This is a genomic window from Desulfovibrio sp. MES5 (genome assembly GCF_002237645.1).
Lineage (GTDB): Bacteria > Desulfobacterota > Desulfovibrionia > Desulfovibrionales > Desulfovibrionaceae > Desulfovibrio.
In genome coordinates, this window is sequence record NZ_MJUZ01000016.1 from 28826 (window position 1) to 52116 (window position 23291).

The window sequence follows — 23291 nt, forward strand, 5'->3', positions numbered from 1 at the left end:
ACCGCAGTTCTGGCGGTAACGGCTGAAACCGGGCTGGCGCTTTCACCACAGGCGGCTGCTCCGGCAGCCGCCTGAGCGTTGCAACGTGACCACACGCCGGATGTGCTGCCCTATCCGGTATAAAAGCGCCGGAACGTCAGGCGGCACAGGTCTGCCCGGCCCGGCGCTGTTGCGGTTCTTGCGCCATACGGCCCTGCAGCCCCATACAGCCGGGCAAGGACAGTGTAGATCAGGAACACTTCCGGGCCGGACACCGCAGCGCTGGCGTTCCACGCCGCCGCTCGGGGCAGGCAGGCTTCCCCCTGAGCGCTTCTTGACTCCGAAGGGTCCTGCATATATGCCTCATCCTTGCCCGCCCTTTGGCGCGGGTCCACCATTCCCTCTGCCCGGCGTAACCCGGTATGCGGAAGCAATATGAACGTACCCGTTCCTGTGGCCACCGTAGGCCTTCTGCTTTTTTCCAACATTTTCATGACCTTTGCCTGGTACGGGCATCTACGCTACAAGGGCGCGGCCCTGCCCGTAGTAATCCTGATCAGCTGGGGTCTGGCTTTTTTTGAATACCTGCTGCAGGTTCCCGCCAACCGCATCGGCTACGGGCACTTTTCGGCAGCTGAGCTGAAAACCATTCAAGAAGTCATTTCCCTGTCCGTTTTTATGGTTTTTTCCACCCTGTGGCTGCATGAACCCATCCGCTGGAACCATGCGGTGGGCTTTGGACTTATCGTGCTGGCCGCGTGGGTTATCTTCAAGGAGTGGTAGGCATGGAATTTGGTCTTGTAGCCCTGCTGGCGGGTATTGCTGCCGCCTTTGCCGGAGGCTTTATCGACGCCATCGCCGGGGGGGGCGGGCTTGTAACCATGCCGGCGCTGCTGCTGACGGGGGTGCCGCCGCACATGGCCCTGGGAGCCAACAAGTTCAGCGCCTGTCTTGGCACCTGCGTGGCTTTGGGCAATTTTGCGCGCAGCAACCTTGTACTCTGGCGCGTGGCCCTGGCCGGGCTGGCCTTCTCTCTTATAGGCTCCTGGGCGGGCGCACGTCTGGCGCTGCATGTGGAACCGGCACTGCTGGGCAAAATTCTTGTGGGGCTGTTGCCCGTGGGCATGTGCGCCACCCTCATGCCGCGCAAGGAGCGGTCAGGCGGCCTGGGCGAAGTGACTCTGCACGGCCCGAGGCTGTGGCTGCTCACCCCCCTGGTCTGCCTGCTTATCGGCGCATATGACGGATTTTTCGGCCCCGGCACGGGCAGCTTTTTGATACTGGCCTTTCACTGGATTCTGCGCATGGGTCTTATGGAAGCGTCGGCCACGTCCAAGGTGCTCAACCTCGCGTCCAATTTCGCCGGGCTGATGGTCTTCATGATCAACGGCGTGGTCGTCTGGAGCCTGGCCCTGCCAATGGCCGTAGCCTGCTGCCTGGGCAACTGGCTTGGCAGCCGCCTGGCCATCCGGGTGGGCCCTGCCGCCGTGCGCCGCTTTCTTATGGTTTCGCTGAGCCTGCTGCTGCTTACCCTTGTGTGGCAATATTTTCTGGCTCCATTCATGCGGTAGGCCTTTGCCTCCTGGAATATTTTGTGGGGAGGGGCCCTTTTGCAAAAGGGGCCCCTCCCCACCTAAAACTCTTGTGTAGTTTAGTCTGGTACAGCGAGTCTTCTTACTTGAGCGGGGTGGACAAGGAACCGCGCCTTACAGGCATCACACCATCTTATAATTAGTCTGCTCCAGGCTTGGCCTGCTCGGCCAGCGCCCCACCACTAGGGCAAACGCTGCGCTGATAAATGCTGCACTGATAAATGCCGCACTGCCATGCCAAAAACGGCGCCAAACACCACCCCGCAGCAGCGCGGGATGGCCACAGGGGCGAACTCCGCTCAACCAGCTGATTTTATAAAAGCAAAGGCCCGTGCACTGTGCACGGGCCTTTGCGGTATGGGGGTAAAAACTTATTTTTTTGCGTCCTGCTGCATCGTGTCACGAACCTTTTCGGCTTCTTTCAGTTCATCCTGCGCTTCACGCAATTTCTGCTGCCGTTTTTCGATCTTTTTGCGCGCATCGCCCTTGGCAACGGACTTGTCCAGATCTGCCTGACGTTCCGCTACTTTTTCCTGTTTCTCAAGCACCTTGATTTTGGCTTCGGCCAGTTCGCCGTCATCGGTGCACCATGTGCGCACGTTTCCCAGGGCACGCTCAAGCCCGGCTACCCGGCCCGTGTTCTTGTGCTGCTTGGCTATACTCAACTGGCGCTCAAGCTCGGCTATTTTTTTAGTGCAAATACCTTCAGCGCGCGCCGACACGGCAAAGGCGACAACCATAACTGCGCAAGCGCACATAGACGCTATCTTCATCATATTTTTAATCATATTTTCTCCCTTTTTGGCCCGGCCAGTGCATGAGGCACATCCGGGGCGGGCACATCATGCCCATAGTTATTCGTATGACAAGGTGCATACAAAACCCAACAGGTGCTGCCCTTGTCCGTTTATTACCGACACGGTACACTTATTACAAACTGGCCGCCATTGCGGCCGCAACTCCTACCATCAAGGAGCGCACATGCGTACGTTTATTTTCACTCTTGTTTTTATGCTTACTCTGGGGCTGAGCGCTGTTCAGGCCGCGCCTGTCAAAACCCATCTGCCCGGCGATCTTACCCTGGAAGAGGCGCAGGACATTCTTAAGGCGGCGCTGTCCAAGGCAAAAGAGGTTGGCGTTCTAATGAATATTGCCGTGGTGGACGCGGGGGGAAACCTTAAAATTTTCGCCCGCCAAGACGGAGCCTATCTTGGCAGCATAGACATCGCCCAAAAGAAGGCCAAGACAGCCCGCTATTTCAATATGTCCACAGCCGAACTGGGCGCTGCCGCGCAGCCCGGCAAAGAACTTTTCGGCATCGAGGTAACCAATAACGGCCTCGCCATCTTCGGCGGCGGGGAACTGCTGGTGCGCGGCGGCGTCGTCGTTGGGGCCATAGGCGTCAGCGGCGGCAGCGTTGTGGACGACAGCACAGTGGCCAAGGCAGGAGCGGCGGCCCTGCAGCAATCATCCAAAAAATCTTCTTTTTAGAGTATGTTACCTTGAAAAAGGCTCCATGCCTCACCGCTGCGCGCGAGCGCAGCGCGGTGCAACACTATGCGGATACAGCTGAAAATAGCATTTTCGACTGTATGATAAGGCTGAAATGTGCAACATTTCAGCCTTAATCCGCATCTAGTTGACCATTTCAATATAATGGCGACTGTCCGCCTTGGCCGGCAGCTCGAATTCAACGGTATACCGTAGCCGTGGATCGCCGTTGGCGCTTTTGTCAACCATACCGGTGGTCGCCAGGCATCTGCAGGAATCCTTGTTGGCGCTCAGAGTCTTGAAGCCTTCGATATCAATGCCCGCATCCTTCACGCCCACTTCATGAGCGTAGGCCTGCATGGCTTTTTTGACGTAGTCCTTGCCTGCGCTGGAATCGCACTCAGGCGAAGACGTGCAGCCCGCTGCGAACACGACCATAAGCGCCGCCGCCAGGATTGTTGTTTTCAGCATGAAAAACTCCTTTAGTACTGCTTTGCCCGGCATAAACCATTAAGCATAAGTGGTTGCCGGTTCCTGAAATACCTTTTTTGCAAAAAGCGCTTCGCGAAATTTGCAGATGCCAGTTTGGGCTTGCAGCCGTGCAGGCTGCCCCGCGTACGTTGCCCAGCGGGCCTGCGGCGCACATCCCGGACGTTTACTCATAAAAACATTCTAACAGTAAATCTATGACAAATATCTGATAATTGGTCAAACCCCATGCCGCCAAATTTTCCGTCAAAAATGGGGTTGGAGAAGTTTTCAGGGCAGATTAAAGCAATGTAATGTTGAAATACTTTGTGGGAGAGGAGCCTTTTGCAAAAGGAGCCTCGCCCACGACCCCACCCCAAAACACTTGGTGCCGTTGCGTCTGTAATAACGAATGTCTTGATTTGCGGGGATTCGGAGGCAGCGTCTTTCAGGCAGCACCCATCTCAACGGTACAATGCTCCAATTGGGCGAGGCAGTGTTTTTGCCGCGCAAAAAAAGAACATCCCGCGCAAGCGGGATGTTCTGCGATCATCGACCATTTGGCAGCCGTGACATGCACGGCTGAAAAAATCAGTTTTTCAGGCTGTGGATGGGGGCAGGAATACGGCCTCCCAGAGAGATGAAATCTTCGGCATTGCCGCCGGGCACGGGCATGATGGCGGCCTTGCCAAGCAACCCGCCAAAAGAGACCTCATCGCCAACGCCCTTGCCGGGCACGGGGATAAGGCGCACAGCCGTGGTCTTGTGGTTGATCATGCCGATGGCCATTTCATCGGCAATGATGCCGGAAATGGTGGCCGCCGGGGTGTCGCCGGGGATGGCGATCATGTCCAGCCCCACGGAGCACACGCTGGTCATGGCCTCAAGCTTTTCAAGGCTGAGTATGCCCGCGGTGGCGGCGGCCTCAATGCTTGAGTCTTCAGACACGGGAATGAACGCGCCGGAAAGCCCGCCCACCGAGGATGAGGCAAAAGCCCCGCCCTTTTTCACCGCATCATTGAGCATGGCGAGCACGGCGGTGGTGCCGGGCGCGCCTATGCTGGAAAGCCCGAGGCTCTGAAAAATCTCGCCCACAGAGTCGCCCACAGCCGGTGTGGGCGCAAGGGAAAGGTCGGCCACGCCAAAAGGGATGCCCAGACGGGTGGCCACTTCGGTTCCGATCATTTCGCCCACGCGCGTCACCTTATAGGCAGTGCGCTTGATGACTTCGGCCATGTCCAGCAGGGTGAGGGGGCCGCCCTTTCCGTTATGGCCCGCCTCGCGGGCGCGGTCCAGAGCCTTTTTCACCACGCCGGGGCCAGAAACGCCCACATTGATGACCACATCGGGCTCCCCAACGCCAAGATACGCGCCAGCCATAAAGGGCACGTCCTGCGGAATGTTGGCAAACACCACAAGCTTGGCGCAGCCAATGCCGCCGCGATCCGCCGTGGCTTCGGCCACCTTGAGGATCTGCCGGCCCATAAGAGCCACGGCGTCCATGTTGATGCCGCTGCGCGAGGAAGCCACGTTGATGGACGAGCAGATGCGGTCCGTCTGAGAAAGGGCTTCGGGCAGGGCTTCAATGAGGGCGCGGTCGCCTTTGGCAAAGCCTTTTTCCACCAGGGCGGTGAATCCGCCCAGAAAATCCACGCCCGCTTCCTTGGCGGCTTCGTCCAGAGCCTTGCACACGCGCACCATGCCGTCAGGGCCAAAGGGCGCGGCCACTACGGCTATGGGGCTGACGCTGATGCGCTTGTTGACCACGGGGATGCCGTATTTGTCGCCCACCTCGTCGCAGATGGCCACAAGCTGTGAGGCGTAGCGGCGCAGTTTGGCCCGCACGTTGGCGGTGAAAAGATCGAGATCATGGCTCACGCAATCAAACAGGCTCACGCCCAGGGTGACGGTGCGCACGTCAAGATGCTCGTTGCGGAGCATGTTCAGAGTGCTTATGACTTCGCGTTCGGAAAGCATGGCTATAATCCTGTATGGTTGCAGACGCTGTCTGGCAATAATTCTTGAACAACGGTTCCTGTGCGGACGCGCAACGGCCTTCGCCCAGGGGCATACCCTGATGCAGGGCCTGACTCCGGGTCATGCCCCGGGGCTGGACTCTGGAGCCCGACCTCCCGCGCCTGTTCAGCCTTCGCTAGAAGGAGCTGACGCGGTGAACGGCCTCGAAAATATCCCGGTGCTGCACGCTCACGCGCAAATCGCGGCTCTGCCCTTCACAGGAGAGTTCACGGCGCAGACGGCCAAGATCCACGGAGTCGGGAACCATGACCTCAAAAACAAAAAGGGCGTGGTTGGTTCCACCTTCGCCCAGAATGGCCTTGAGGCTTTCAATGTTCACGTCATGACGGGCGAATACGCGGCTCATGGCCGCGATGAGGCCGGGTTTGTCCGGTCCGTCGGCAGTGACCACAAAGGGTTCGCAGTGCAGGTCCTGCCCCCATTGCCCCTTGATGGCGGGACGCACCAGCACAGACAGGTCAACCTTGGCTTCGGCCAGGCTGGCGCTGAGATTCTGGCGCAGATTCTCGGCATCTGTCCCGTCAGGAGCCGCCACCACAAATATGGCGGCAAACTCTCCGGAAAGTATGGTCTGGGTCACTTCTTCGATATTGCAGCCGTTTTCTTCAAGAATACGACTGACAGCGGCTACAACGCCGGGGCAGTCGCGCCCCAAAAATGAGGCAGTATACTTGTGCATGAGGTAATCCTTGCGGAAATATACCGCGGGCAGAGCCGTGCGGATGTTGTCACGGAAAGCACTGCTATATACGCAACCACCGCGAACTTCAAGGGGCAACAGGCTCCACGGGCGGCTGAAAAGCATTGGGCACGCCGTCCTTGACGCCTTTCAGTGAATGGCATACCCTTACAATCCTTTAAGACTAGGCATCTCAGGAGTTTCTCAGTGGAAAATCGGGAAAAGAAGATTAAAAAGCCTACTATCAAACTAGGCACCAAGTCGCAGCACGCGGGCTATTTCATGCCCATGTTGGAAAGCTTTGCCAGCCGCGAAGGACTTAATGAAGTCGTAAAAAACCGCGTGGTCAAATCCTGCGATCTGCTGGATGCGGGCGTGCCCCTCTTTCCCAATGATTTTCGAAAAGAGCACTCCATCTCCTGGGTACTGGACAAATTTGGCGACCTGGAGGGCGAAGCCCTTGAGAGCCAGGAAGACGTCGTTGCCATTGCCGGGCGCATTGTTTCGTTGCGCTCCTTCGGCAAGGTGGCCTTCTTCCATATAATGGACCAGACGGGCCGCGTGCAGTGCTACGCCGCGCGCGAACACCTGGACGAAGCGACGCACAATCTGGTGAAAAAACTGGATATTGGCGATATCGTCGGTGTTTCCGGGCATCTGTTCCGCACCAAGACGGGCGAACTGACCATTGCCTGCCGCAACATCAAGCTCATCACGCGTTCCCTGCGCCCCCTGCCCGAAAAATACCACGGGCTCAAGGATATGGAAACGCGCTACCGCCAGCGCTATGTGGACCTTATCGTCACGCCGCGCGCCCGCGAGATATTCTTCAAGCGCAGCCTTATCGTGCGCGAGTTCCGCCGCTTTATGGAAGACCGGGGCTTTATGGAAGTGGAAACGCCCATGATGCAGCCCCTGGCAGGCGGCGCAGCCGCCCGCCCCTTCAAGACGCATCACAACGCGCTGGATATCGGCCTCTACATGCGCATCGCGCCGGAGCTGTATCTCAAGCGTTTGCTGGTGGGCGGCTTTGAAAAGGTTTTTGAGCTCAACCGCAACTTCCGCAATGAGGGCATCGACACGCGGCACAATCCAGAATTCACCATGTGCGAATTCTACTGGGCCTACGCCACGTTTGAAGACCTCATGGATTTGACCGAACAGCTTTTTGCCCATCTTGCCCAATGCGCGTGCGGCTCCACCGTGGTGCCCTATCAGGGGGATATGATCGACCTTACGCCCGGCAAGTGGACGCGCATGAGCTTCTACGATTCGCTCACCGTCATTGGCGGGCATCAGCCTGAGTTCTACAACGATTACAGTCGTGTGCAGAACTATATCCGGCAGAAGGGCGAAAAGGCCGCAGACAGCGAAAGCCTGCAGAAACTGCACGCCAAGCTTTTTGACCTTGACGTTGAAGGCAAGCTTATCCAGCCGCACTTCATCTACCATTACCCCACGGAAATCTCGCCGCTGTCGCGCCGTAGCGACAAAAACCCCGGCCTCACCGACCGTTTTGAGCTTTTCATCACTGGCCGCGAGCTTTCCAACGCTTTTTCCGAACTCAACGATCCCGTTGACCAGCGCCTGCGCTTCGAAGAGCAGGTGCGCGAAAAAGAAGCCGGTGACGATGAAGCCCACAACATGGACGAAGATTACCTGCGCGCCCTTGAATACGGCATGCCCCCGGCTGCCGGTCAGGGCGTGGGCATTGACCGGCTGGTCATGCTGCTGACGGATTCGGCCTCCATCCGCGAGGTTATCCTCTTCCCCCTGCTGCGGCCCGAGATTTAGAGCAATATAACTTTTACATTGCTCTAATCGCGCTCTGGCCGCTGCGTGAGCAGGCGTTCGCCACGGAGGCGTAAGCGCAGTTTATCTGCGCGGTTAAACGCCGTAGTGGGCGTGCATTAAACTTTGAGAATATATATTCTCAAAGGTAATCTGCGCGAGGCCCGAGCCCACCATCACGATTTTGCCTAATTCAAGAGGGCCGTTCCTTTGGGAACGGCCCTCTTCACGTGGTGGGCACGCCTTTACGGCTCGTGCGTTTTTAGATCCGAATAATGTTGAAATAGTACATTTCAATTTTCAATTGAACGGGTAGCTGCTGACGCGTGAAGCCCGCGCTTGCATCTGCACGCCTAATGTCCGCTCACACAGCGCCGGGGCGCTTCGCCGCAAAAAGCCTCACAAACGAGCGGGCAAACAGCCAGAGAAACACGCTCAGTCTTCGGGCCGTCCGTGCTGCCTGTGAAAAACCTTCCATCCCAGCGCCCCGCCCCGGCTTTCACAGGCTCGCAGGCATTCGCCGCAAACCGTGCAGTCCCGGCGTTCCGGCCCGTCCGGCCGTCTGGGGTTGAGTTGCAGCGGGCAGGCGACCCTGCACGGCGCTTCTCCCCGGCAACTGCAGTGCGCGGCAGTCCAGCCAATGCGCAGACCCGGCGCTTTTGCGGGCAGACAGCGGGCCGCCGTCCCCAACAGCACGGATTGCGGGCAGACATACCGGCACCACAGCCGCCTGCCGCTTATCACTTCCAGCGCCAGCGCCGCTGCGGGCAGAGCCAGCGCCGACAGCAGAAACAACACTCCCGCGCCCTGCCAAACCAGCACGGGAACCAGAGAAAGTTCACCGGGCATGCCCAGCACATTGAGAACCGGATATTCCAGCAAAATGACCAGAGACAGTCCCGCCACGAGTATAAAACCCTTGGCGGCAAAGGCCAGGGCATGCTTCGCGGAGGCTGTTTCACGCTTTGGCGCGGCCTTGGACCGGGGCCACCGGGCGGCCACCCCATACAGCAGTTCGGACAAAAAGCCGTACGGGCACACCCAGGAGCAGAATACCCGTCCCAAAAACAGGGCCAGAATCAGGGAGCAGACCGCGCCCCACAGCAGGGCCCCGGCGGTCATCATTCCCTCTGCCGCCACCTGCAGGGCGGCCACAGGATCGGCAAAGGGAAGTCCGAAAAAATGCAGGGAAAAAAGACTGCCCCTGATCTGCCCAAAGCCCGCCGCAGTGATCCAGGGCAGCATGCAGAACAGCACAAGAACAGACAGCTGTGCGCACCGACGCGCCAGAGTGTACCATTTCATACGCCGCTCCCTGGTGCATCCAGCGTCGGCACGGCGGAAAGAGGCCTGCGGTGAGAAGAGGCGGGCCATACCTCCACCGCCTGCACGGGGCACACGTATTCGCAGATGCCGCAGCCGACGCAGGCCTTGGTTATGGCCGGCACCACCCCGCCTGAAAGAACCACGGCCGAACCGCGCAGGGGGCAACGGTCATAGCAGGTCATGCACATGACGCCGTTGGTATAGTTATGACATCGGTCTTTCAGTATGTAGGCCCGCCCCATTCCGGCGTGCGCCATGTCCGTGACGGCGGGGTTCAGCGCGCCGGACGGGCAGACAGGCGGGCACTTCATGCAAAGATAACAGGGCGTTTCGCGTGGCACGACACGCGGCGTCCGGCGCGAGCGCCCGAAGCCGTCCATAAGTTCCAGACTCTTGTGCGGGCATACGGTCACACATTGCCCGCAGCGCACGCACTGGCGCAAAAAATCTTCTTCCGCCGCCGCGCCGGGCGGTCGCAGCGGCGGAAGAAGCAGGCTCATTGGAGCCCTCCCTCACCCACGCCTTCCACCACCAACGACGGCCCATGTCCTTTGGGCCGATGCGGCGGGCAAGGCATGTGCCCGGTGCTGTCCATATCATCCTCATAGTTGATAAAGGCCACGTCGAGAGCCAGCACGTAGGGAAGCCCGCTCACGTATTCCAGATATCCCTGCAGGGTCTGAGACGGGCTTTCCAGCACAACGGCCAGTTTGTCCGCTTCCGGCACTTCCTGCACGTCCAGCACGCCCCTGGTCGCCCGCAGCTCGCTGCACAAGGGCAACAGGTGTTCACGCAGAGAACTGACCACGATTCCCGCTATAGCCATATGCCCCCCTATGCCTTGCGAATGCGCGCGGCGCATATTTTGTATTCAGGCTCACGCGATACCGGATCGGTGGCATCCAGAAAAAGCTTGTTCACCAGTTTTTTGGGATCAAAAAACGGAACAGCCACAAGGCCAGGCCGACAGACGTCGCTTACCCGCGCTGGCAGCTCCATGGCGTCACGCCGCGTCTCCACAATGACATTATCGCCGTGCTTGATGCCAGACATTGCCGCGTCTTCTTCATTTATTTCCACAAAAGCGGCCGGATTGGCCTTTTGCAGTTCGGGCACCTTTCCCGTCATGGTGGCCGTATGCCAATGGTCAATGACGCGCATGGACGTAAGATACAGAGGGTAGTCGGCATCCGGCTCCTCGGCCGCGCCCTTGGCCGGGCGCATCCAGATCACGGCCTTGCCGTCGGGCTTGCCGTAAAAGAAAAACCGGTCCGGGTGGTCTGCCGGGACGCACGGATCCTGCCCGCGCACATAGCGCAGGGACGTTCCGGGGTGGTCCTCGCTGGGGCAGGGCCAGATCAGACCGGATTCCTTGCGCAGGCGATCCCGTGTCATGCCGGAGAAATCATAGGTGGTTCCCTTGGAGACCATGCGCCATTCGTTCCAGACGTCCTCGGCGTTGTTGAAGTTCACAAGCTTGGGGTCCACGCCCGCGCGCTTGGCGAACTCCACCAGGGTATTGACCGTAGCGCGGCACTGGGCCGGAGGCTCCACGGCCTTTTCGATGAGCGAATAGCGACGCTCGCCGCAGCCGTACACGCCGTCGCGCTCGCACCAGAAAGCCGGGGCAAGCACAAGGTCGGCATACTGCAGCGTGACCGCATCGGGAAAGGCCTCAATGCTGACAAGGAAGGATTCGGGGTTGGACATGGCCTTGTGCACCTTGTTCAGATTGGGCAAGGTGTGGGCCGGGTTTGTCTCGCATATGATCATGCACTTCACGTCGCCCCTGCCAAGAGCCTCGAACAGGGCCACCGTGTGGTACCCCGGTTCGGGCGCGATGCGTCCTTCGGGCAGGCCCCACAGCTTTTCCATTTCAGCCCGGTTTTTGGGATTGGGGATGGCCCGCCCGGCGGGCAGCAGATGCGAAAGCGCCCCGCTGTCGCGGACGCCGCCGCAGGCGTTGGGCTGCCCGGTAAGCGAAAACGACGTGGCCCCGGGGCGGCATATCTGCCCGGTGAGCAGGTGCAGGTTATGGATGAGATTGTTGGCAAAAACGCCCTGCACACGCTGATTGATGCCCATGCACCAAAGGCTCATGGTGGCGGAGGATTCGGCAAAGGCGCGGGCGGCCCCGTAAATCTGCTCAACCGGCACGCGGCATATTTCCGCAACCTTCTCAGGCCGGTAGTTTTCAAGAAAAGCCTTGTAGCCTTCAAAATCCGAAGGCTTGCCTTCGGCATCCATAAAGGAGACGTACCGCTGCCAGAAGCGCGGGCTGTCCAGCTCTTCATTGATGATGACCCAGGCCATGCTGTGCATGAAGGCCAGATCCGTGCCCGGACGAAAAGCGATGTGCATGTCCGCTATGCGTGAGGTATTGGTGCGGCGCGGGTCGGCCACAATGATCTTCACGCCCGGCTCCACCTGCTTGCGGCGGGCTATGCGGCGAAAAAGCACCGGATGGGCCTCGGACGTGTTGGACCCGATGATGAAGAAACAGGTGGCCTGGTCCATGTCGGCATAGGTGCCCATGGGCTCATCCTTGCCGAAGGTGGTCACATAGCCGCCAACGGCTGATGCCATGCACAGGCGGGGGTTGCCGTCCACATTGTTGGTGCCGAACCCGCCCTTGAAAATCTTGTTGGCCAGATAGCTTTCTTCCGTGAGGCACTGCCCGGAGCCATACCACGCCACGGAGTTGGGCCCGTAGGTGTCTATGCTGTGACGGAACTTTGCGGCCATGAGGTTGAGGGCCTCGTCCCAGCTCACGGGTTCGAGCTTGCCGCCCTTCTGGCGGCGCAGCATGGGCTGCGTCACTCTTTCTTTGGAATTGAGCACGGGGATGAGCAGCGACCCCTTGAGGCACAGAAGGCCCGCGTTATGGTTGTTGGGGTCGCCCTGAATGGCGACGGCCTTGCCGTCCTTGACGCCCACAAGAACCCCGCAGCCCGTGCCGCAATACCGGCAGACGCCCTTTACCCATTTTTCGGGCTTGTTGTCGGCCGCATGGGCCAATGTGCTCAGTCCCGTGCCGGAAGCCGCGGCCATGGCGGCCGACATGGCAAAATATTTCAGAAAATCACGACGTGAAGTACTCATGTGTTCAACCTCGCTATTAAGCTGGCGTAAGGGTCCGTTGCGTCCCAAAGCGCCCTGCCCTCTTCACGAAGACCGGGCCATGGCTGCCGTTAAGGCTGGCGCTGAAAACCGGGGCAATCCCCTGTGTCTGCCGCAGTCAGCCTTGCCGGTTTGCATCACAGGTCCGTCTTGTTGGAAGGCATGCGATATTCATAAGCCCGGCCATGCAGGGGGCTCTGATGATAGGGATGGCAGCTCACGCAGTCGTCACGCTTGCCGAACTTGGCTTCCATGCGCTGGATGGAAAGCGAGTGGCAGCGCGCGCACACCTCGACGCCGGGCTTGCGCGCAAAGGGGATGGCCCCCTTGCCGTCAGGCATGCCGTGGCAGGTCTGGCAGCGCACCAGGGTGACGCCGTGCTTGCTCTCATACCACTCCTGGGCCAGGCGCGGCGTGCTCTTGGCATGGCAACTGTAGCAGTCCCCTTCCATCTTGGGCGCGGCAAGGTGTTTGGCCGCCTCGCAGCGCTCGCCCGGGAAGGCCCAGGCCATATAGCCGAAATAGCCGCCCGCAAGCACCAGCAGGGCCAGCAGGGAACCGATCAGGATCTTACAGGACTTCATGGCCGGATCTCCTTGATTTTCTGAGCGAACGTGTGGTTGGCGGGTATGCGTTCGTCAAACACGGGCAGGTGGGCAAGATTGCGGTGACACCCCACGCAACCGCTGCGGGACTGACCGTTCTTGCCCTCATAGTTTTCGTGCGCCAGTCTGCCCTCTTCAGAGACAGGCCCGTCGTTTTTGGCGTTTTTTGTCAGGTTTTGATGACAGGCCCTGCAATTGGCGTCATCGGTGAAGCGGCGGGCCACAGGCTGCATGGCCGCCCTGTTAAGGTCAGTGCCGCCATCAACGGAGTGCACCCACACATCCTTGATGCCCAGCCACGCCTTGGCGCCGAGCATGCGGGCGATATTGCCCGAAGGGATGTGACACTGCCTGCAGCCAATGGCCTGGCCCTGCGCGTCCTTGGCATGTGATGAAAAACGCATCTCTTCCTGATAAACGCGCATTTCATGACAGGAAAGGCAAAAGTCCGTACTGGAGGTGTACGCCACTCCGCCGCCAGCCAGAGCCACACATGCCACAAAAATTACGCAGCCTATGATCCAGACGCGCTTTCGTGGATAGGGCATGGGTTTGAACCTCCATCAAAAGAAAAGAAGAAGAGTTGTAATAAACACCTTATCAAATCATGAAGTGCAGCACTGCAATAATGCCAGATACCAATAGAATCTTCGTATTGCAGCCGCCAAAGCAATTCCTGTGCCAGTTCACTGTTTTCATTTTAACTGTGATTACAGGCATATTTTGAGAAAAACATCACATACCAAAGACAGGCATTCATAGTAAAATGACAATCGTCATAAAAAAATGACAACCCTTCCCATACCGGCTTGCTCGCGCGCACGACAAAAGCCCATGCCCAAACCCTGCGGCCAGTCCGCCTTCCGCCCCAAAAAACAAGGCCGCCAGTGTCGCTGTGGACATTGACAAGCCGCGGTTTTACGGGCAAAGCCCCATGAGAAAAAAACAATTGTCACCAGCCGCCCCACCCCGCGTTCGCGCCATGTCTGACAGCGCCCTGGCCATGCCAGAGCCACGCCGGAACGAAAAACGCCTGCAGGATGCTGTCGGCTGACCCTGCTGAAACTGGCGACGGCCCCTTTCCTCTAAAAAATCTCTTGAATATCCCGCCAAGCTGGGCCACTATGCCGCAAATGTCATTTGAACTCTTCGTAGCCTTGCGCTACCTCTTTTCAAGGCGCAAACAGACCTTCATTTATATAATCTCACTCATGTCCATTATGGGCGTTGCGCTCGGCGTGGGCGCGCTGGTGGTCGTGCTGGGCGTTTACAACGGCCTGACCACCGACATGCGCGACAAGATCCTTGGCGCCAACGCGCACGCCATTGTCATGTCCTACCTGCCCTCGGCCTTTGAAAACGACGACGGCCTGCTGGATCGCATCCGCTCGGTCAAGGGCGTCACCGGGGCGACCCCCTTTATTTACACTGAAGTCATGCTCTCCGCCGGAAACGGCGTAAAAGGCGTGGTATTGCGCGGCATTGACCCGGAATCGGGCCCCCACGTGCTTTCCATGCTGCGCCAGATGCGCACAGGCTCGGCCGCCGCCCTGCAAAAGGAAGGCACGCCAGGCCTCATCATTGGTGAAGAACTGGCCAAAAGGCTTGGCCTTGTGGAAGGCAGCCGCGTGAACCTGCTTTCGCCCTCCGGGCAAAAAACGGCTTCCGGCTACGCGCCGCGCATCCGCCCCTTTGAAGTGGTGGGCATATTCAAGACAGGCATGTTTGAATACGACTCGTCACTGGCCTTTGTGAGTCTAGCCGCCGCGCGCGACGTGCTTGGCCTGCCGGATAAATACCTTTCCGGCGTGGAGCTCACCGTTGACGACCTTTTCAAGGCGGACCAGACCTCGGCGCGCGTGGCCACCGAGCTTGGCTCACCTTTTTATGTGCGCTCCTGGATGGAGATGAACGCCAACCTCTTTGCGGCCCTCAAGCTGGAAAAGATCGGCATGTTCATTCTGCTGACCATGGTCGTGCTTATCGGCTCCTTCTCCATCGTGACGACGCTTGTCATGCTGGTTATGGAAAAAACGCGCGACATCGCCATCATGATGTCTATGGGAGCGACGCGCGGCATGATACGGCGCATATTCATGCTCCAGGGCAGCATCATTGGCGTCATCGGCACGCTGCTGGGCTACGCGCTGGGCCTCTCGCTGGGGTGGCTGCTCAAGCGCTACCAGTTCATCAAACTGCCTGAAAACGTCTACACGCTTGACCATCTGCCCATCAGCATCACCACCACCGACGTGATCATCGTCGGGGTCAGCGCCATGCTGTTGTGTTTTCTGGCCACCCTTTACCCGGCACGCCAGGCCGCCCGCCTTGAACCGGCGGAAGCACTGCGCTACGAATAGCCATGTCCGCACTCTATAAATTTTCTAACGTGGGCAAAATCTTTTCCGCACCCGGTGAAAACCTTGAAATTCTCAAGAATATCAATCTGGTCGTGGAAGAAGGCGAGGCCCTGGCCATTGTGGGAACTTCCGGCTCTGGCAAAAGCACCCTCTTGCATCTTATGGGTGCTCTTGATACTCCAAGTACGGGCGCTGTCTTTTTTGATGGTCAGGACATGGCGCGCATGACGCCTGACCAGAAGGCGGCCTTCCGCAACAGAACGCTGGGCTTCGTTTTTCAGTTTCATCATCTCTTGCCGGAATTTTCGGCAGTGGAGAACGTGGCCATGCCGGCCATCATCGGCGGCGAACGCCAGACCGCCATCATGCCCAAGGCCCGCGAAATGCTCGAACGCGTGGGTCTTTCGGCTCGTATGGAAAGCAAGATTTCTACGCTTTCAGGCGGCGAAAGGCAGAGGGTGGCCATTGCCCGCGCGGTGCTGATGCGCCCGCGAGTTCTGCTGGCCGACGAGCCCACCGGAAATCTGGACGAAGGTACCGGAGCACAGGTGGGCACACTCATGAACGAACTTAACCGCGAACTGGGCATGACCCTCGTGGTCGTGACGCACAATCGGGAGCTGGCCGCAGGCATGGGCCGCACTCTGGAACTGAAAGCGGGGACACTGTATGAAAAAAACGTTGCGTAATCTTCTCTCTAACATCCTCTGCATTACAGCTCTGGTTTGCGCTGTACAGCTTGCACCCGGTGAAGCAGGAGCCGCTCAGGGGCCACTGGTTCTTGTGTTGCCCTTTCAGGTCAATGCCGGACCGGAAATGCCCAATGCCGCCCGTGATGTACCCCAGATCATTGCCGATCAGCTCAAGCAGAACGGCATGAACGTCGTGCCGATGAATGCGGCGCGTCAGTTGCAGCAACGCCACGGCGAGAACATTGACCTCGCCACAGCGCGCGTCCTGGGCCGTCAGGCTGGCGCGCAGCTTGTCATATACGGCAGTTTCAATCAGCTTGGCGACGGTTTCAGCATGGATACCCGCCTTGTTCCCGTGCAGCAGGGCGAAGCCGTGCCCGCAGGTTTTGAGCGCAATTCTCTGGTCGCCCTCAGCGACTGTGCCAGCACCCTGGCGAGCCGCGCGGCCGAAATGACCAAGGTCAACGCCGCCCCCGCGCCGCAACTGGCCGACAACGGCCCGGGATTCGTGCCCATGGGCGCGCCCGCCGCCGCCAAGGGCGGCCTTGCCGACGTGCAGGTGCGCGGCATGAATGTTATGGACCCGGACACAGTGCTCATGCGTCTGACCATCCGTAAAGGCGACACCCCCGATGCCCACGCCATCAACGAAGAAGTGAAGCGCATCTGGGAAATGGGATATTTCAGCGACGTGCAGGCCACCCTTGAGGGTAATGTGCTCGTCTTTACCGTGGTGGAAAAACCCCGCATCGACAGCATCGTGGTGGAAGGCTCCAAGGGCATCAGCAAGGATGACGTCCTTGCAGCCATGGGCACCAGAACCGGCAACGTGCTCAACGAGCAGGTGCTTTCCGACGACCTGCAGAAAATTACAGAGCTGTACCGCAAGGAAGGCTACTATCTCGCCAAGGCCAACTACCGCCTTGAAGACCGCCAAGGCGGTCGCGGGGCGGTGCTCGTCATCAATGTGGACGAAGGCAACAAGCTCTACGTCAAAGAAGTTAATATCGAAGGCCTTAAAACCCTGAGCAAGGGCGACATTGAAAAGTACATGGCCCTCAAGCCGCGCGGCATCTTCTCGTGGCTCACAGGCACCGGCGTGCTCAAGGAAGAATACCTTGAGCGCGACACCAACGCCATCGCCGCGTACGGCCTCAACGAAGGCTATATTGACATTCAGGTCAGCGCCCCCCAGGTCGACTACAAGGATGACGGCATCTACGTGACCTTTGTGGTCAACGAAGGCCCCCGCTATACTGTCCGCAACGTGGTTTTCGCGGGCGACGTCATCGACAGCGAAGAAAAGATGCTTGAAGTCGTGCAGATGGACGACTGGCAGAAGTCCAACAAGTACTTCTCCCTTTCGGTCATGCAGGAAGACTCCAAGCGCCTGACCGACTACTACTCCGACTACGGCTACGCCTTTGCCGAGGTGGACACCAAGCTGATGAAGGCCGACGACGGCAGCGATCAGGTGGACGTGGGCTACCTTGTCAACAAAAAGCAGAAAGTTTTCATCCGCCGTCTGGTGGTCGAAGGCAACACCAAGACGCGCGACAACGTCATCCTGCGTGAAATGCGCCTGGGCGACGGCGATATGTATGAAGGCGCCAAGCTGCGCCGCTCCAACGAACGCCTGAACCGCCTGCGCTACTTCGGCGCTGTGGATATGGAACTTATCCCCACGGGACAGGAAGACGAGGTCGACCTCAAGGTCAAGGTCAAGGAATCCAACACCGGCGCCATCATGGGCGGTATCGGCTACTCCAGCTACTATGACGTGGGCGTGAGCGCCTCCATCATGGAACGCAACCTCTTTGGTCGCGGCTACTGGCTGCAGTTGCAGGGCTTCTTCTCCTGGCGGCGCACGTCGGGCACCCTGTCATTCACCAACCCGCGCGTGTATGACACCGACCTCTCCTTTGGCAACGACATTTACTACACCCACGATTACTGGGACAACTTCACCAAGGACACCGTAGGCGACACCGTGCGCTTCGGGTACCCCATTGGCGAATACACCTCCGTGGGCGTCGGTTACCGTCTGGAACGCTACTACCTCTACGACGTGTCCGATAACAGTTCCCCCTACATCCGGGACTACAAGGGCGTTAACTGGACCAGCGCCGTTTCGGGCCGCATCCTGCGCGACACCACCGACAGCAAGGAACGCCCCACCAAGGGCACCATCGCCCGCCTGTGGGCTGAATACGGCGGCGGCGGCATCGGCGGTACGGACAACTTCGTCAAATCCGTTGCCGACTGGCAGGGTTTCTGGTCCTTTAACCCGCAAAACACTGTCCACCTGCGCGGTCGCGTCGGCGGCGTGTTCCAGAACACCGACGACAAGGTGCCCGTATTCGAGCGCTTCTGGGTCGGCGGCATGGATACCATCCGTGGTTACTCCTATTCCGACCTCTCGCCGCGCGACTACAAGCACGGCGGCGAACAGATCGGCGGCGACCGCATGGGCGTGGCCAACCTTGAATACATCTGGACCTTCCAGAAAGAGCTGGGCCTCGCGCTGGTGCCCTTTGTGGACTCCGGCTTCAACATCGACGCCAAGACCATGGCTCATGACTGGGACAAGTACATTGTCGCCTCCTCGGGTCTGGAACTTCGCTGGCGTTCGCCCATGGGCGACCTGCGGATAGCCTACGGCATCCCGCTTATACAGGATTACGACAAAGAAATGCCCTCCGGCAGAATTGAGTTCAGCATGGGGCAGTTCTTCTAGAAAAAATTGCCTTTGAGCGCATCTGCTCTCAAAGGCTGGAGCCACAAAGCTGGCTGACCATACATAACTGCAAGCGTGGCGCGAGGTTATCCCCGCGCCACGCTTTTTTGCATGTCAATCTTTTTTGGCATATATTGTGCAAAATATGCGTGCAATGGGCGTACGCGGCGAAAAAACGTACGGCTGCAAGCCCGCATATCATCAGGCGACCCGGCGCAAGCACAAGAAAAACAGCAGCGAACTGTCACTAAAATGACAGCCGCGCACCAGCAGAGTAAGGAACACCCGTGGCCCGCAAAGAAAACCCATCCCCTACTCAGGGCCCTCCAAAGGCCCGGACGCAGTCCCGGAGCCCGTCGCCGCGGCCTCCGCAGGATACGCCTGAGGGCAGGTCGCAAGGGCAAGGCGCGGCCTCCGGCCAAACCAGGCACGGCATCAGACGTCTTGCCCCGCCAGTGTTTTTCTTGCTGGCCCTCTGCCTGCTGGTGGTTTTCTTTTATGACACCGGCTACACGTCGTTGCCGCCCACGGGCAAACGCTACGATACCGCCAAGGCCGGCATTGAAACGCTGCGCCTGGACGCCAAAAAGGCCAATCTGCGTGAACCCTGGGAAAAACTGGCTGCAGAGTTTCGCGCCATCTATGATGCCGATCCCGGCTGGCCCAACCGTCCTGCCGCCCTTTTTCGCGCCGCTGAAAGTCTTGAAGAACTTGCCCGGCGTTCCTTTGCCAAGGCTGATGCCCGCAAGGCCATAGAGTGCTACGAGGCGGTAGCCATGCGCCACGCCGACAGCCGCCTGGCTGACGACGCCCTTTTTCACGCCGCCAGACTGCGCGCAGCCTGGCTCAAGGATGACAAGGGCGCGCTGGAACTTCTCAACCGCATCAAGACCCAGTATCCCAAGGGCGACATGCTGCCCGAAGCCCTGGCCCTGGAAAAAACCCTTCTGGCCTCGGCGCAGGGGCGCACAGCCCCCGAAGCCCGGCAGGTCGCCGCTTCTGAAGGCAGGCCCTCCATCGAAGACCAGGCCGCAAGCCCCCCAGCCCAGGACAAGGATAAAAAGCGCGCTGATGCAGGCGCCTCTGCCTCGTCAGCCCAATCTGCGCCAGCGGTCACTGGTTCGGCGGCCGCCCCCGCCGCCCTCTTGCCCCAGGATCAGATTTTGCCGCGCTACCGCAAGGCCAAGGCCGACATGGAAAGCCTGAGCGCCGACAAGGTGCGCTCGTGCTGGCGTCAACCCTGGGAAGAACTGGCGGCGGAATTTCTGCTTATTTATCAAAGCCGTAAAAATTGGGCCATATCCCCCGGTGCGCTCTTTCGGGCGGCCTCAAGTCAGGAATCCCTGGCCAACTGCTCCCACCTCGCTGCGGAATACCGTCAGGCTCGCGACCTTTACCTGAATCTCGCACAGGAATTTCCCAAAAGCGCTCTGGCGGACGACGCCCTCCTTCGGGCTGCGGCCATTGAGGCGGACCGGCTGAACCAGCCGCAGGAAGCCCTTGAGCTGCTTGACGCCATCGCCACCCTGTACCCGCAGGGCGACATGCTCCCGCAAGCCAAAATCCTGCGGCAGCGCCTTTCCGGCGGCTCTGATGTCGCTGCCGCACCCGGCGCCAAAGCCAGCCCGGCTTCCGCTCAGCCAGTGGCGGCCCCTGAAGTCCACACGCTTTCCTGGAACTCACTGAGCAAAAACTCTGTTGAAATCGTGCTGGACCTCTCCGCTCCGGCCCGTTATCGCGCCCGGCTGGAAGAAGGCAAAAAAGGCGCGGGCTCCAGCCTGTATCTGGAGTTTGACGACGCTTCCGTTGTCAAGGATGTGCGCCAGGGCGTCACGGTCAAGGGCAGTCTTTTGCAATCCGTTCGCGTGCGCGACCGTAAGGGCGGCGGCGCGGTGATGCAGTTCAGCTTCAGGGACGTGCGGCGCTTCGACACGCAGGCAGAAAGCAACCCCTGCCGCATTGTCTTGCGCGTGGCGGCGGGCAATACCGCCCTGCCTCCACGTCAGGGCGCGAATGGGGGCTTTGCCGGGCAGGACAAGCCGCGTGAGCAGGCTCCCTCGCCCGACGAACCACGGCATGTCAATGACATGGCCCGCCAACTGGGCCTTACTGTGCATACAGTCTTCATTGACGCAGGACATGGCGGCCGCGACCCTGGCACCCACCACAACGGCATTCTTGAACGGGTCATTACCCTGGACGTGGCCACGACCCTTGGGCGCTTGCTGCAAGCCAACGGGGTTGATGTGGTCTACAGCCGCACCAATGACACAGGGCTCTCCCTGCGCGAGCGCACAACCCGCGCCAATGAGGTAGGGGCAGACCTTTTTGTCTCCATCCACGTCAACGCCAACGACGACAAATCGGTCAACGGCTTTGAAACCTACTATCTTGATCTGGCCCAAAACGCCGAAGCCGCGCGAGTTGCGGCACTGGAAAACGCTGGCAGTGATCATCGCCTTGGCGATATGCAAAAGATGCTGGCTGATGTGATGCTTACTGCAAGAGTTGATGAATCAAAAAAACTTGCTCAGGATATCCAGCGCGTTACTCTTTTCAGACTGAAAAAACGCGAGTATACTGTACGCAATAACGGCGTCAAATCCGCGCCCTTCCATGTACTGCTTGGCGCGCAGATGCCTGCGGTACTGGTTGAGCTTGGCTACTGCACCCACGCCGAAGAAGCCCGTAACCTCGCCAACGCCAAATACCGGCTGACATTGGCCGAAGGACTGGCCGAGGGCATACTTGCATACAAGGACCGACTGTTAAAAAAGCGGACTGCCCAGAATTCCTTGACGCCCGAAAGCGCTGGTGCTATGTGATGCAGGGATTTCAAATACGCGCCGCGCTGAAGTATTAGCAACACTAAAGCCCAATTGTACCGGCGCGGCAACCATGCCTCCCTGCTTGTGCAACGTGAGTGGGGGCTGCATTAACCTACCATTATACAAGTTTCTTACGGCGCGAGGGTCATCCCAATTCCGCAAGGACGAGATAAAAAACAGCAATCGGGGAAGGAGTACTTTACATGCGCAAGGTTTTGATGATGACCTTAGTGGTCTGCATGCTCATGGCTGGAACGGCGCTTGCGGCTGACAGCAATGCCGTGCCTGCTGCCAAAATTGGCGTTGTGGACATGCAAACGGTGGCCACTCAGAGCGAACCCGCCGAAGCTGCCAAAAAGCAGATGGAAGACAAGTTCGGCAAAGAACGCTCTGCTCTTGAAAAGCAGGGCGAAGCTCTGAAAAATAAAGCCGAAGCCCTCAAGAATCCCAAGGTCAGTGAAGAAAAGAAACTTGAGTTCATTCGCGCCAAACAGGATCTGGACCAGAAGACCCGTAACTTCCTGCGCAAAGTTGAGCAGGAAGAAGTCAAACTGCGTCAAGACATGGTTACCCTGGTTTTCAGCGCCACCTATGAAGTGGCCCGCTCCAAGGGTTTCAACTTCGTGGTGGACGTGACCGCCGGCGGCGTTCTGTATGCCGACCAGTCAATGGATCTGACCCAGGACGTGCTCACCGAAGTGAACAAGCTTTACAAAGAAAAGAAGAACGACAAGGGCGGCAAAAAATAGTTCCGTCTCCTTACGTCTGCAATACAGCCTCTCGACCCTGACGGGGCGAGAGGCTTTTTTTATTGACGGCTGCCATCGGGTCGGCAAGACCGTTGCGCTTCGGCGTGCCAGTGTTTAGAGCAGTTTACGAATAAAATGAGTTAACTGCTCTGCAAGGATTCTCCAGAAAATTCTTGCCACGAAATGCGCGCAGGCAGGCTTTTGCCCTCCATAAGCGCGTATTTCAAGTGTTACATGCTCAAAAGTTTCAACATTCCAGCGGGCAATCATGGGCCGCCCCGCGCCCTGCCCGAAATACCCAGGAGGCCACATGCAGGAATCAGCCCCTCAGCCCCAAAGCATGGACATACAGCGTATTATGCGCCTGCTCCCCCACCGCTACCCTTTCCTGCTGGTGGACAGGGTGGTGGAATGCGTGCCTGATTCGCACATAAAGGCCTATAAAAACGTGACGTTTAACGAACCGTTTTTTCAGGGGCATTTTCCCGATGCGCCCATTATGCCCGGCGTGCTCATTCTTGAAGCTCTGGCCCAGACGGGCGGCCTGCTGGCCACTGCGGACATGGGCGACCTGGACGACAAACTCTTTCTCTTCACCGGCCTCGACGGCGTGAAATTTCGCCGCCAGGTGGTGCCGGGCGACCGCCTCGACCTGGAATGCTCCAATTTGCGCATGAAGCTCAAACTTTGCAAAATGGAAGCCCGCGCCTTTGTGGATGGCAAACTGGCGGCAGAAGCGCAAATTACCGCAGCTATCGGCGACAGGCCCAAAAGCTAAGGAAACGCTGATTTATTCCGTTTGGCGGCGTTGCTTCACTTTTTTTGAAACAGTCGAGG

The 23291-nt window shown here is 58.7% G+C and carries 22 protein-coding genes; 10 read left to right on the forward strand and 12 right to left on the reverse strand.

Going from position 1 to position 23291, the window contains the following annotated elements; genetic code table 11:
- Positions 1 to 110: 110 nt before the first annotated feature.
- On the reverse strand, positions 111 to 335 hold the full coding sequence (locus BCS36_RS05730) for a hypothetical protein (RefSeq protein WP_291301952.1): 225 nt from the start codon (positions 333 to 335) through the stop codon (positions 111 to 113).
- A gap of 79 nt (positions 336 to 414) precedes the next feature.
- On the opposite strand from BCS36_RS05730, the gene BCS36_RS05735 reads away from it, so the two are divergent.
- Both BCS36_RS05735 and BCS36_RS05740 read left to right on the forward strand, forming a co-directional pair.
- A complete protein-coding gene (locus BCS36_RS05735; protein WP_291301953.1) occupies positions 415 to 762 on the forward strand; it encodes a DMT family protein in 348 nt (115 codons plus the stop codon).
- A gap of 2 nt (positions 763 to 764) precedes the next feature.
- Positions 765 to 1550 (forward strand): TSUP family transporter, encoded by a 786-nt coding sequence (locus tag BCS36_RS05740; protein WP_291301954.1) that lies wholly within the window; start codon positions 765 to 767, stop codon positions 1548 to 1550.
- A gap of 392 nt (positions 1551 to 1942) precedes the next feature.
- Here the strand turns inward: BCS36_RS05740 and BCS36_RS05745 are convergent, their stop codons facing one another.
- Positions 1943 to 2359, reverse strand: a complete 417-nt coding sequence (locus BCS36_RS05745; RefSeq protein WP_291301955.1) for a DUF1090 domain-containing protein — start codon at positions 2357 to 2359, stop codon at positions 1943 to 1945.
- 193 nt (positions 2360 to 2552) lie between these two features.
- Between BCS36_RS05745 and BCS36_RS05750 the strand changes: the two genes are divergently transcribed.
- Positions 2553 to 3062 carry a heme-binding protein gene (locus tag BCS36_RS05750; protein WP_291301956.1) on the forward strand — a complete coding sequence of 170 codons (510 nt, stop codon included), beginning with the start codon at positions 2553 to 2555 and terminating at the stop codon, positions 3060 to 3062.
- A 144-nt stretch (positions 3063 to 3206) separates the two neighbouring features.
- Here BCS36_RS05750 and BCS36_RS05755 read toward each other — a convergent pair whose 3' ends face one another.
- From BCS36_RS05755 to BCS36_RS05765, 3 genes are all read right to left on the reverse strand, one after another.
- Positions 3207 to 3533 carry a hypothetical protein gene (locus BCS36_RS05755; protein ID WP_291301957.1) on the reverse strand — a complete coding sequence of 109 codons (327 nt, stop codon included), beginning with the start codon at positions 3531 to 3533 and terminating at the stop codon, positions 3207 to 3209.
- A gap of 588 nt (positions 3534 to 4121) precedes the next feature.
- Positions 4122 to 5507, reverse strand: a complete 1386-nt coding sequence (locus tag BCS36_RS05760; protein ID WP_291301958.1) for a PFL family protein — start codon at positions 5505 to 5507, stop codon at positions 4122 to 4124.
- Positions 5508 to 5682: 175 nt separating this feature from the next.
- Positions 5683 to 6372 (reverse strand): ACT domain-containing protein, encoded by a 690-nt coding sequence (locus BCS36_RS05765; RefSeq protein WP_291301959.1) that lies wholly within the window; start codon positions 6370 to 6372, stop codon positions 5683 to 5685.
- A gap of 162 nt (positions 6373 to 6534) precedes the next feature.
- Here BCS36_RS05765 and lysS point away from each other — a divergent pair, with 162 nt between their 5' ends.
- A complete protein-coding gene (gene lysS / locus BCS36_RS05770; RefSeq protein ID WP_291301981.1) occupies positions 6535 to 8040 on the forward strand; it encodes a lysine--tRNA ligase in 1506 nt (501 codons plus the stop codon).
- A gap of 432 nt (positions 8041 to 8472) precedes the next feature.
- Here lysS and BCS36_RS05775 read toward each other — a convergent pair whose 3' ends face one another.
- The 6 genes from BCS36_RS05775 to BCS36_RS05800 all read right to left on the reverse strand — a co-directional run bounded on the left by BCS36_RS05775 (position 8473) and on the right by BCS36_RS05800 (position 13636).
- The gene (locus tag BCS36_RS05775) at positions 8473 to 9342 is read right to left on the reverse strand and encodes a 4Fe-4S binding protein (RefSeq protein ID WP_291301960.1); all 870 of its coding nucleotides are present in this window, start codon (positions 9340 to 9342) and stop codon (positions 8473 to 8475) included.
- Positions 9339 to 9863, reverse strand: a complete 525-nt coding sequence (locus BCS36_RS05780) for a 4Fe-4S dicluster domain-containing protein (protein ID WP_291301961.1) — start codon at positions 9861 to 9863, stop codon at positions 9339 to 9341. The genes BCS36_RS05775 and BCS36_RS05780 overlap by 4 nt, the downstream gene beginning before the upstream one ends.
- Complete coding sequence (locus BCS36_RS05785; protein ID WP_291301962.1) at positions 9860 to 10189, reverse strand: hypothetical protein; 330 nt, start codon at positions 10187 to 10189, stop codon at positions 9860 to 9862. The genes BCS36_RS05780 and BCS36_RS05785 overlap by 4 nt, the downstream gene beginning before the upstream one ends.
- Positions 10190 to 10197: 8 nt before the next feature.
- Positions 10198 to 12465, reverse strand: coding sequence for a nitrate reductase (locus tag BCS36_RS05790; protein WP_291301963.1), 2268 nt, complete (start codon positions 12463 to 12465; stop codon positions 10198 to 10200).
- Between the two features lie 155 nt (positions 12466 to 12620).
- A complete protein-coding gene (locus BCS36_RS05795; RefSeq protein ID WP_291301964.1) occupies positions 12621 to 13067 on the reverse strand; it encodes a hypothetical protein in 447 nt (148 codons plus the stop codon).
- The gene (locus BCS36_RS05800) at positions 13064 to 13636 is read right to left on the reverse strand and encodes a NapC/NirT family cytochrome c (protein WP_291301965.1); all 573 of its coding nucleotides are present in this window, start codon (positions 13634 to 13636) and stop codon (positions 13064 to 13066) included. The genes BCS36_RS05795 and BCS36_RS05800 overlap by 4 nt, the downstream gene beginning before the upstream one ends.
- A gap of 585 nt (positions 13637 to 14221) precedes the next feature.
- On the opposite strand from BCS36_RS05800, the gene BCS36_RS05805 reads away from it, so the two are divergent.
- The 5 genes from BCS36_RS05805 to BCS36_RS05825 all read left to right on the forward strand — a co-directional run bounded on the left by BCS36_RS05805 (position 14222) and on the right by BCS36_RS05825 (position 22454).
- Positions 14222 to 15448, forward strand: a complete 1227-nt coding sequence (locus BCS36_RS05805) for a lipoprotein-releasing ABC transporter permease subunit (RefSeq protein WP_291301966.1) — start codon at positions 14222 to 14224, stop codon at positions 15446 to 15448.
- A 2-nt stretch (positions 15449 to 15450) separates the two neighbouring features.
- The gene (locus tag BCS36_RS05810) at positions 15451 to 16137 is read left to right on the forward strand and encodes an ABC transporter ATP-binding protein (protein WP_291301967.1); all 687 of its coding nucleotides are present in this window, start codon (positions 15451 to 15453) and stop codon (positions 16135 to 16137) included.
- A complete protein-coding gene (bamA, locus tag BCS36_RS05815) occupies positions 16118 to 18877 on the forward strand; it encodes an outer membrane protein assembly factor BamA (protein ID WP_291301968.1) in 2760 nt (919 codons plus the stop codon). Before BCS36_RS05810 ends, bamA begins: the two co-directional genes overlap by 20 nt.
- A gap of 455 nt (positions 18878 to 19332) precedes the next feature.
- On the forward strand, positions 19333 to 21702 hold the full coding sequence (locus BCS36_RS05820; RefSeq protein WP_291301969.1) for an N-acetylmuramoyl-L-alanine amidase: 2370 nt from the start codon (positions 19333 to 19335) through the stop codon (positions 21700 to 21702).
- 206 nt (positions 21703 to 21908) lie between these two features.
- Positions 21909 to 22454 carry an OmpH family outer membrane protein gene (locus BCS36_RS05825; protein ID WP_291301970.1) on the forward strand — a complete coding sequence of 182 codons (546 nt, stop codon included), beginning with the start codon at positions 21909 to 21911 and terminating at the stop codon, positions 22452 to 22454.
- Positions 22455 to 22568: 114 nt separating this feature from the next.
- On the opposite strand, the gene BCS36_RS05830 is transcribed toward BCS36_RS05825, so the two are convergent.
- The gene (locus BCS36_RS05830; RefSeq protein WP_291301971.1) at positions 22569 to 22724 is read right to left on the reverse strand and encodes a hypothetical protein; all 156 of its coding nucleotides are present in this window, start codon (positions 22722 to 22724) and stop codon (positions 22569 to 22571) included.
- Positions 22725 to 22764: 40 nt separating this feature from the next.
- Between BCS36_RS05830 and fabZ the strand changes: the two genes are divergently transcribed.
- Positions 22765 to 23232 (forward strand): 3-hydroxyacyl-ACP dehydratase FabZ, encoded by a 468-nt coding sequence (gene fabZ, locus BCS36_RS05835; protein ID WP_291301972.1) that lies wholly within the window; start codon positions 22765 to 22767, stop codon positions 23230 to 23232.
- Positions 23233 to 23291: the final 59 nt, after the last annotated feature.

Bases quoted from the DNA above. Each gene is read 5' to 3' on its own strand.
- BCS36_RS05730 (WP_291301952.1), bottom strand. From the start codon at position 335: ATGCAGGACCCTTCGGAGTCAAGAAGCGCTCAGGGGGAAGCCTGCCTG.
- BCS36_RS05735 (WP_291301953.1), top strand. From the start codon at position 415: ATGAACGTACCCGTTCCTGTGGCCACCGTAGGCCTTCTGCTTTTTTCC.
- BCS36_RS05740 (WP_291301954.1), top strand. From the start codon at position 765: ATGGAATTTGGTCTTGTAGCCCTGCTGGCGGGTATTGCTGCCGCCTTT.
- BCS36_RS05745 (WP_291301955.1), bottom strand. From the start codon at position 2,359: ATGATTAAAAATATGATGAAGATAGCGTCTATGTGCGCTTGCGCAGTT.
- BCS36_RS05750 (WP_291301956.1), top strand. From the start codon at position 2,553: ATGCGTACGTTTATTTTCACTCTTGTTTTTATGCTTACTCTGGGGCTG.
- BCS36_RS05755 (WP_291301957.1), bottom strand. From the start codon at position 3,533: ATGCTGAAAACAACAATCCTGGCGGCGGCGCTTATGGTCGTGTTCGCA.
- BCS36_RS05760 (WP_291301958.1), bottom strand. From the start codon at position 5,507: ATGCTTTCCGAACGCGAAGTCATAAGCACTCTGAACATGCTCCGCAAC.
- BCS36_RS05765 (WP_291301959.1), bottom strand. From the start codon at position 6,372: ATGCTTTTCAGCCGCCCGTGGAGCCTGTTGCCCCTTGAAGTTCGCGGT.
- lysS (WP_291301981.1), top strand. From the start codon at position 6,535: ATGTTGGAAAGCTTTGCCAGCCGCGAAGGACTTAATGAAGTCGTAAAA.
- BCS36_RS05775 (WP_291301960.1), bottom strand. From the start codon at position 9,342: ATGAAATGGTACACTCTGGCGCGTCGGTGCGCACAGCTGTCTGTTCTT.
- BCS36_RS05780 (WP_291301961.1), bottom strand. From the start codon at position 9,863: ATGAGCCTGCTTCTTCCGCCGCTGCGACCGCCCGGCGCGGCGGCGGAA.
- BCS36_RS05785 (WP_291301962.1), bottom strand. From the start codon at position 10,189: ATGGCTATAGCGGGAATCGTGGTCAGTTCTCTGCGTGAACACCTGTTG.
- BCS36_RS05790 (WP_291301963.1), bottom strand. From the start codon at position 12,465: ATGAGTACTTCACGTCGTGATTTTCTGAAATATTTTGCCATGTCGGCC.
- BCS36_RS05795 (WP_291301964.1), bottom strand. From the start codon at position 13,067: ATGAAGTCCTGTAAGATCCTGATCGGTTCCCTGCTGGCCCTGCTGGTG.
- BCS36_RS05800 (WP_291301965.1), bottom strand. From the start codon at position 13,636: ATGCCCTATCCACGAAAGCGCGTCTGGATCATAGGCTGCGTAATTTTT.
- BCS36_RS05805 (WP_291301966.1), top strand. From the start codon at position 14,222: ATGTCATTTGAACTCTTCGTAGCCTTGCGCTACCTCTTTTCAAGGCGC.
- BCS36_RS05810 (WP_291301967.1), top strand. From the start codon at position 15,451: ATGTCCGCACTCTATAAATTTTCTAACGTGGGCAAAATCTTTTCCGCA.
- bamA (WP_291301968.1), top strand. From the start codon at position 16,118: ATGAAAAAAACGTTGCGTAATCTTCTCTCTAACATCCTCTGCATTACA.
- BCS36_RS05825 (WP_291301970.1), top strand. From the start codon at position 21,909: ATGCGCAAGGTTTTGATGATGACCTTAGTGGTCTGCATGCTCATGGCT.
- BCS36_RS05830 (WP_291301971.1), bottom strand. From the start codon at position 22,724: ATGATTGCCCGCTGGAATGTTGAAACTTTTGAGCATGTAACACTTGAA.
- fabZ (WP_291301972.1), top strand. From the start codon at position 22,765: ATGCAGGAATCAGCCCCTCAGCCCCAAAGCATGGACATACAGCGTATT.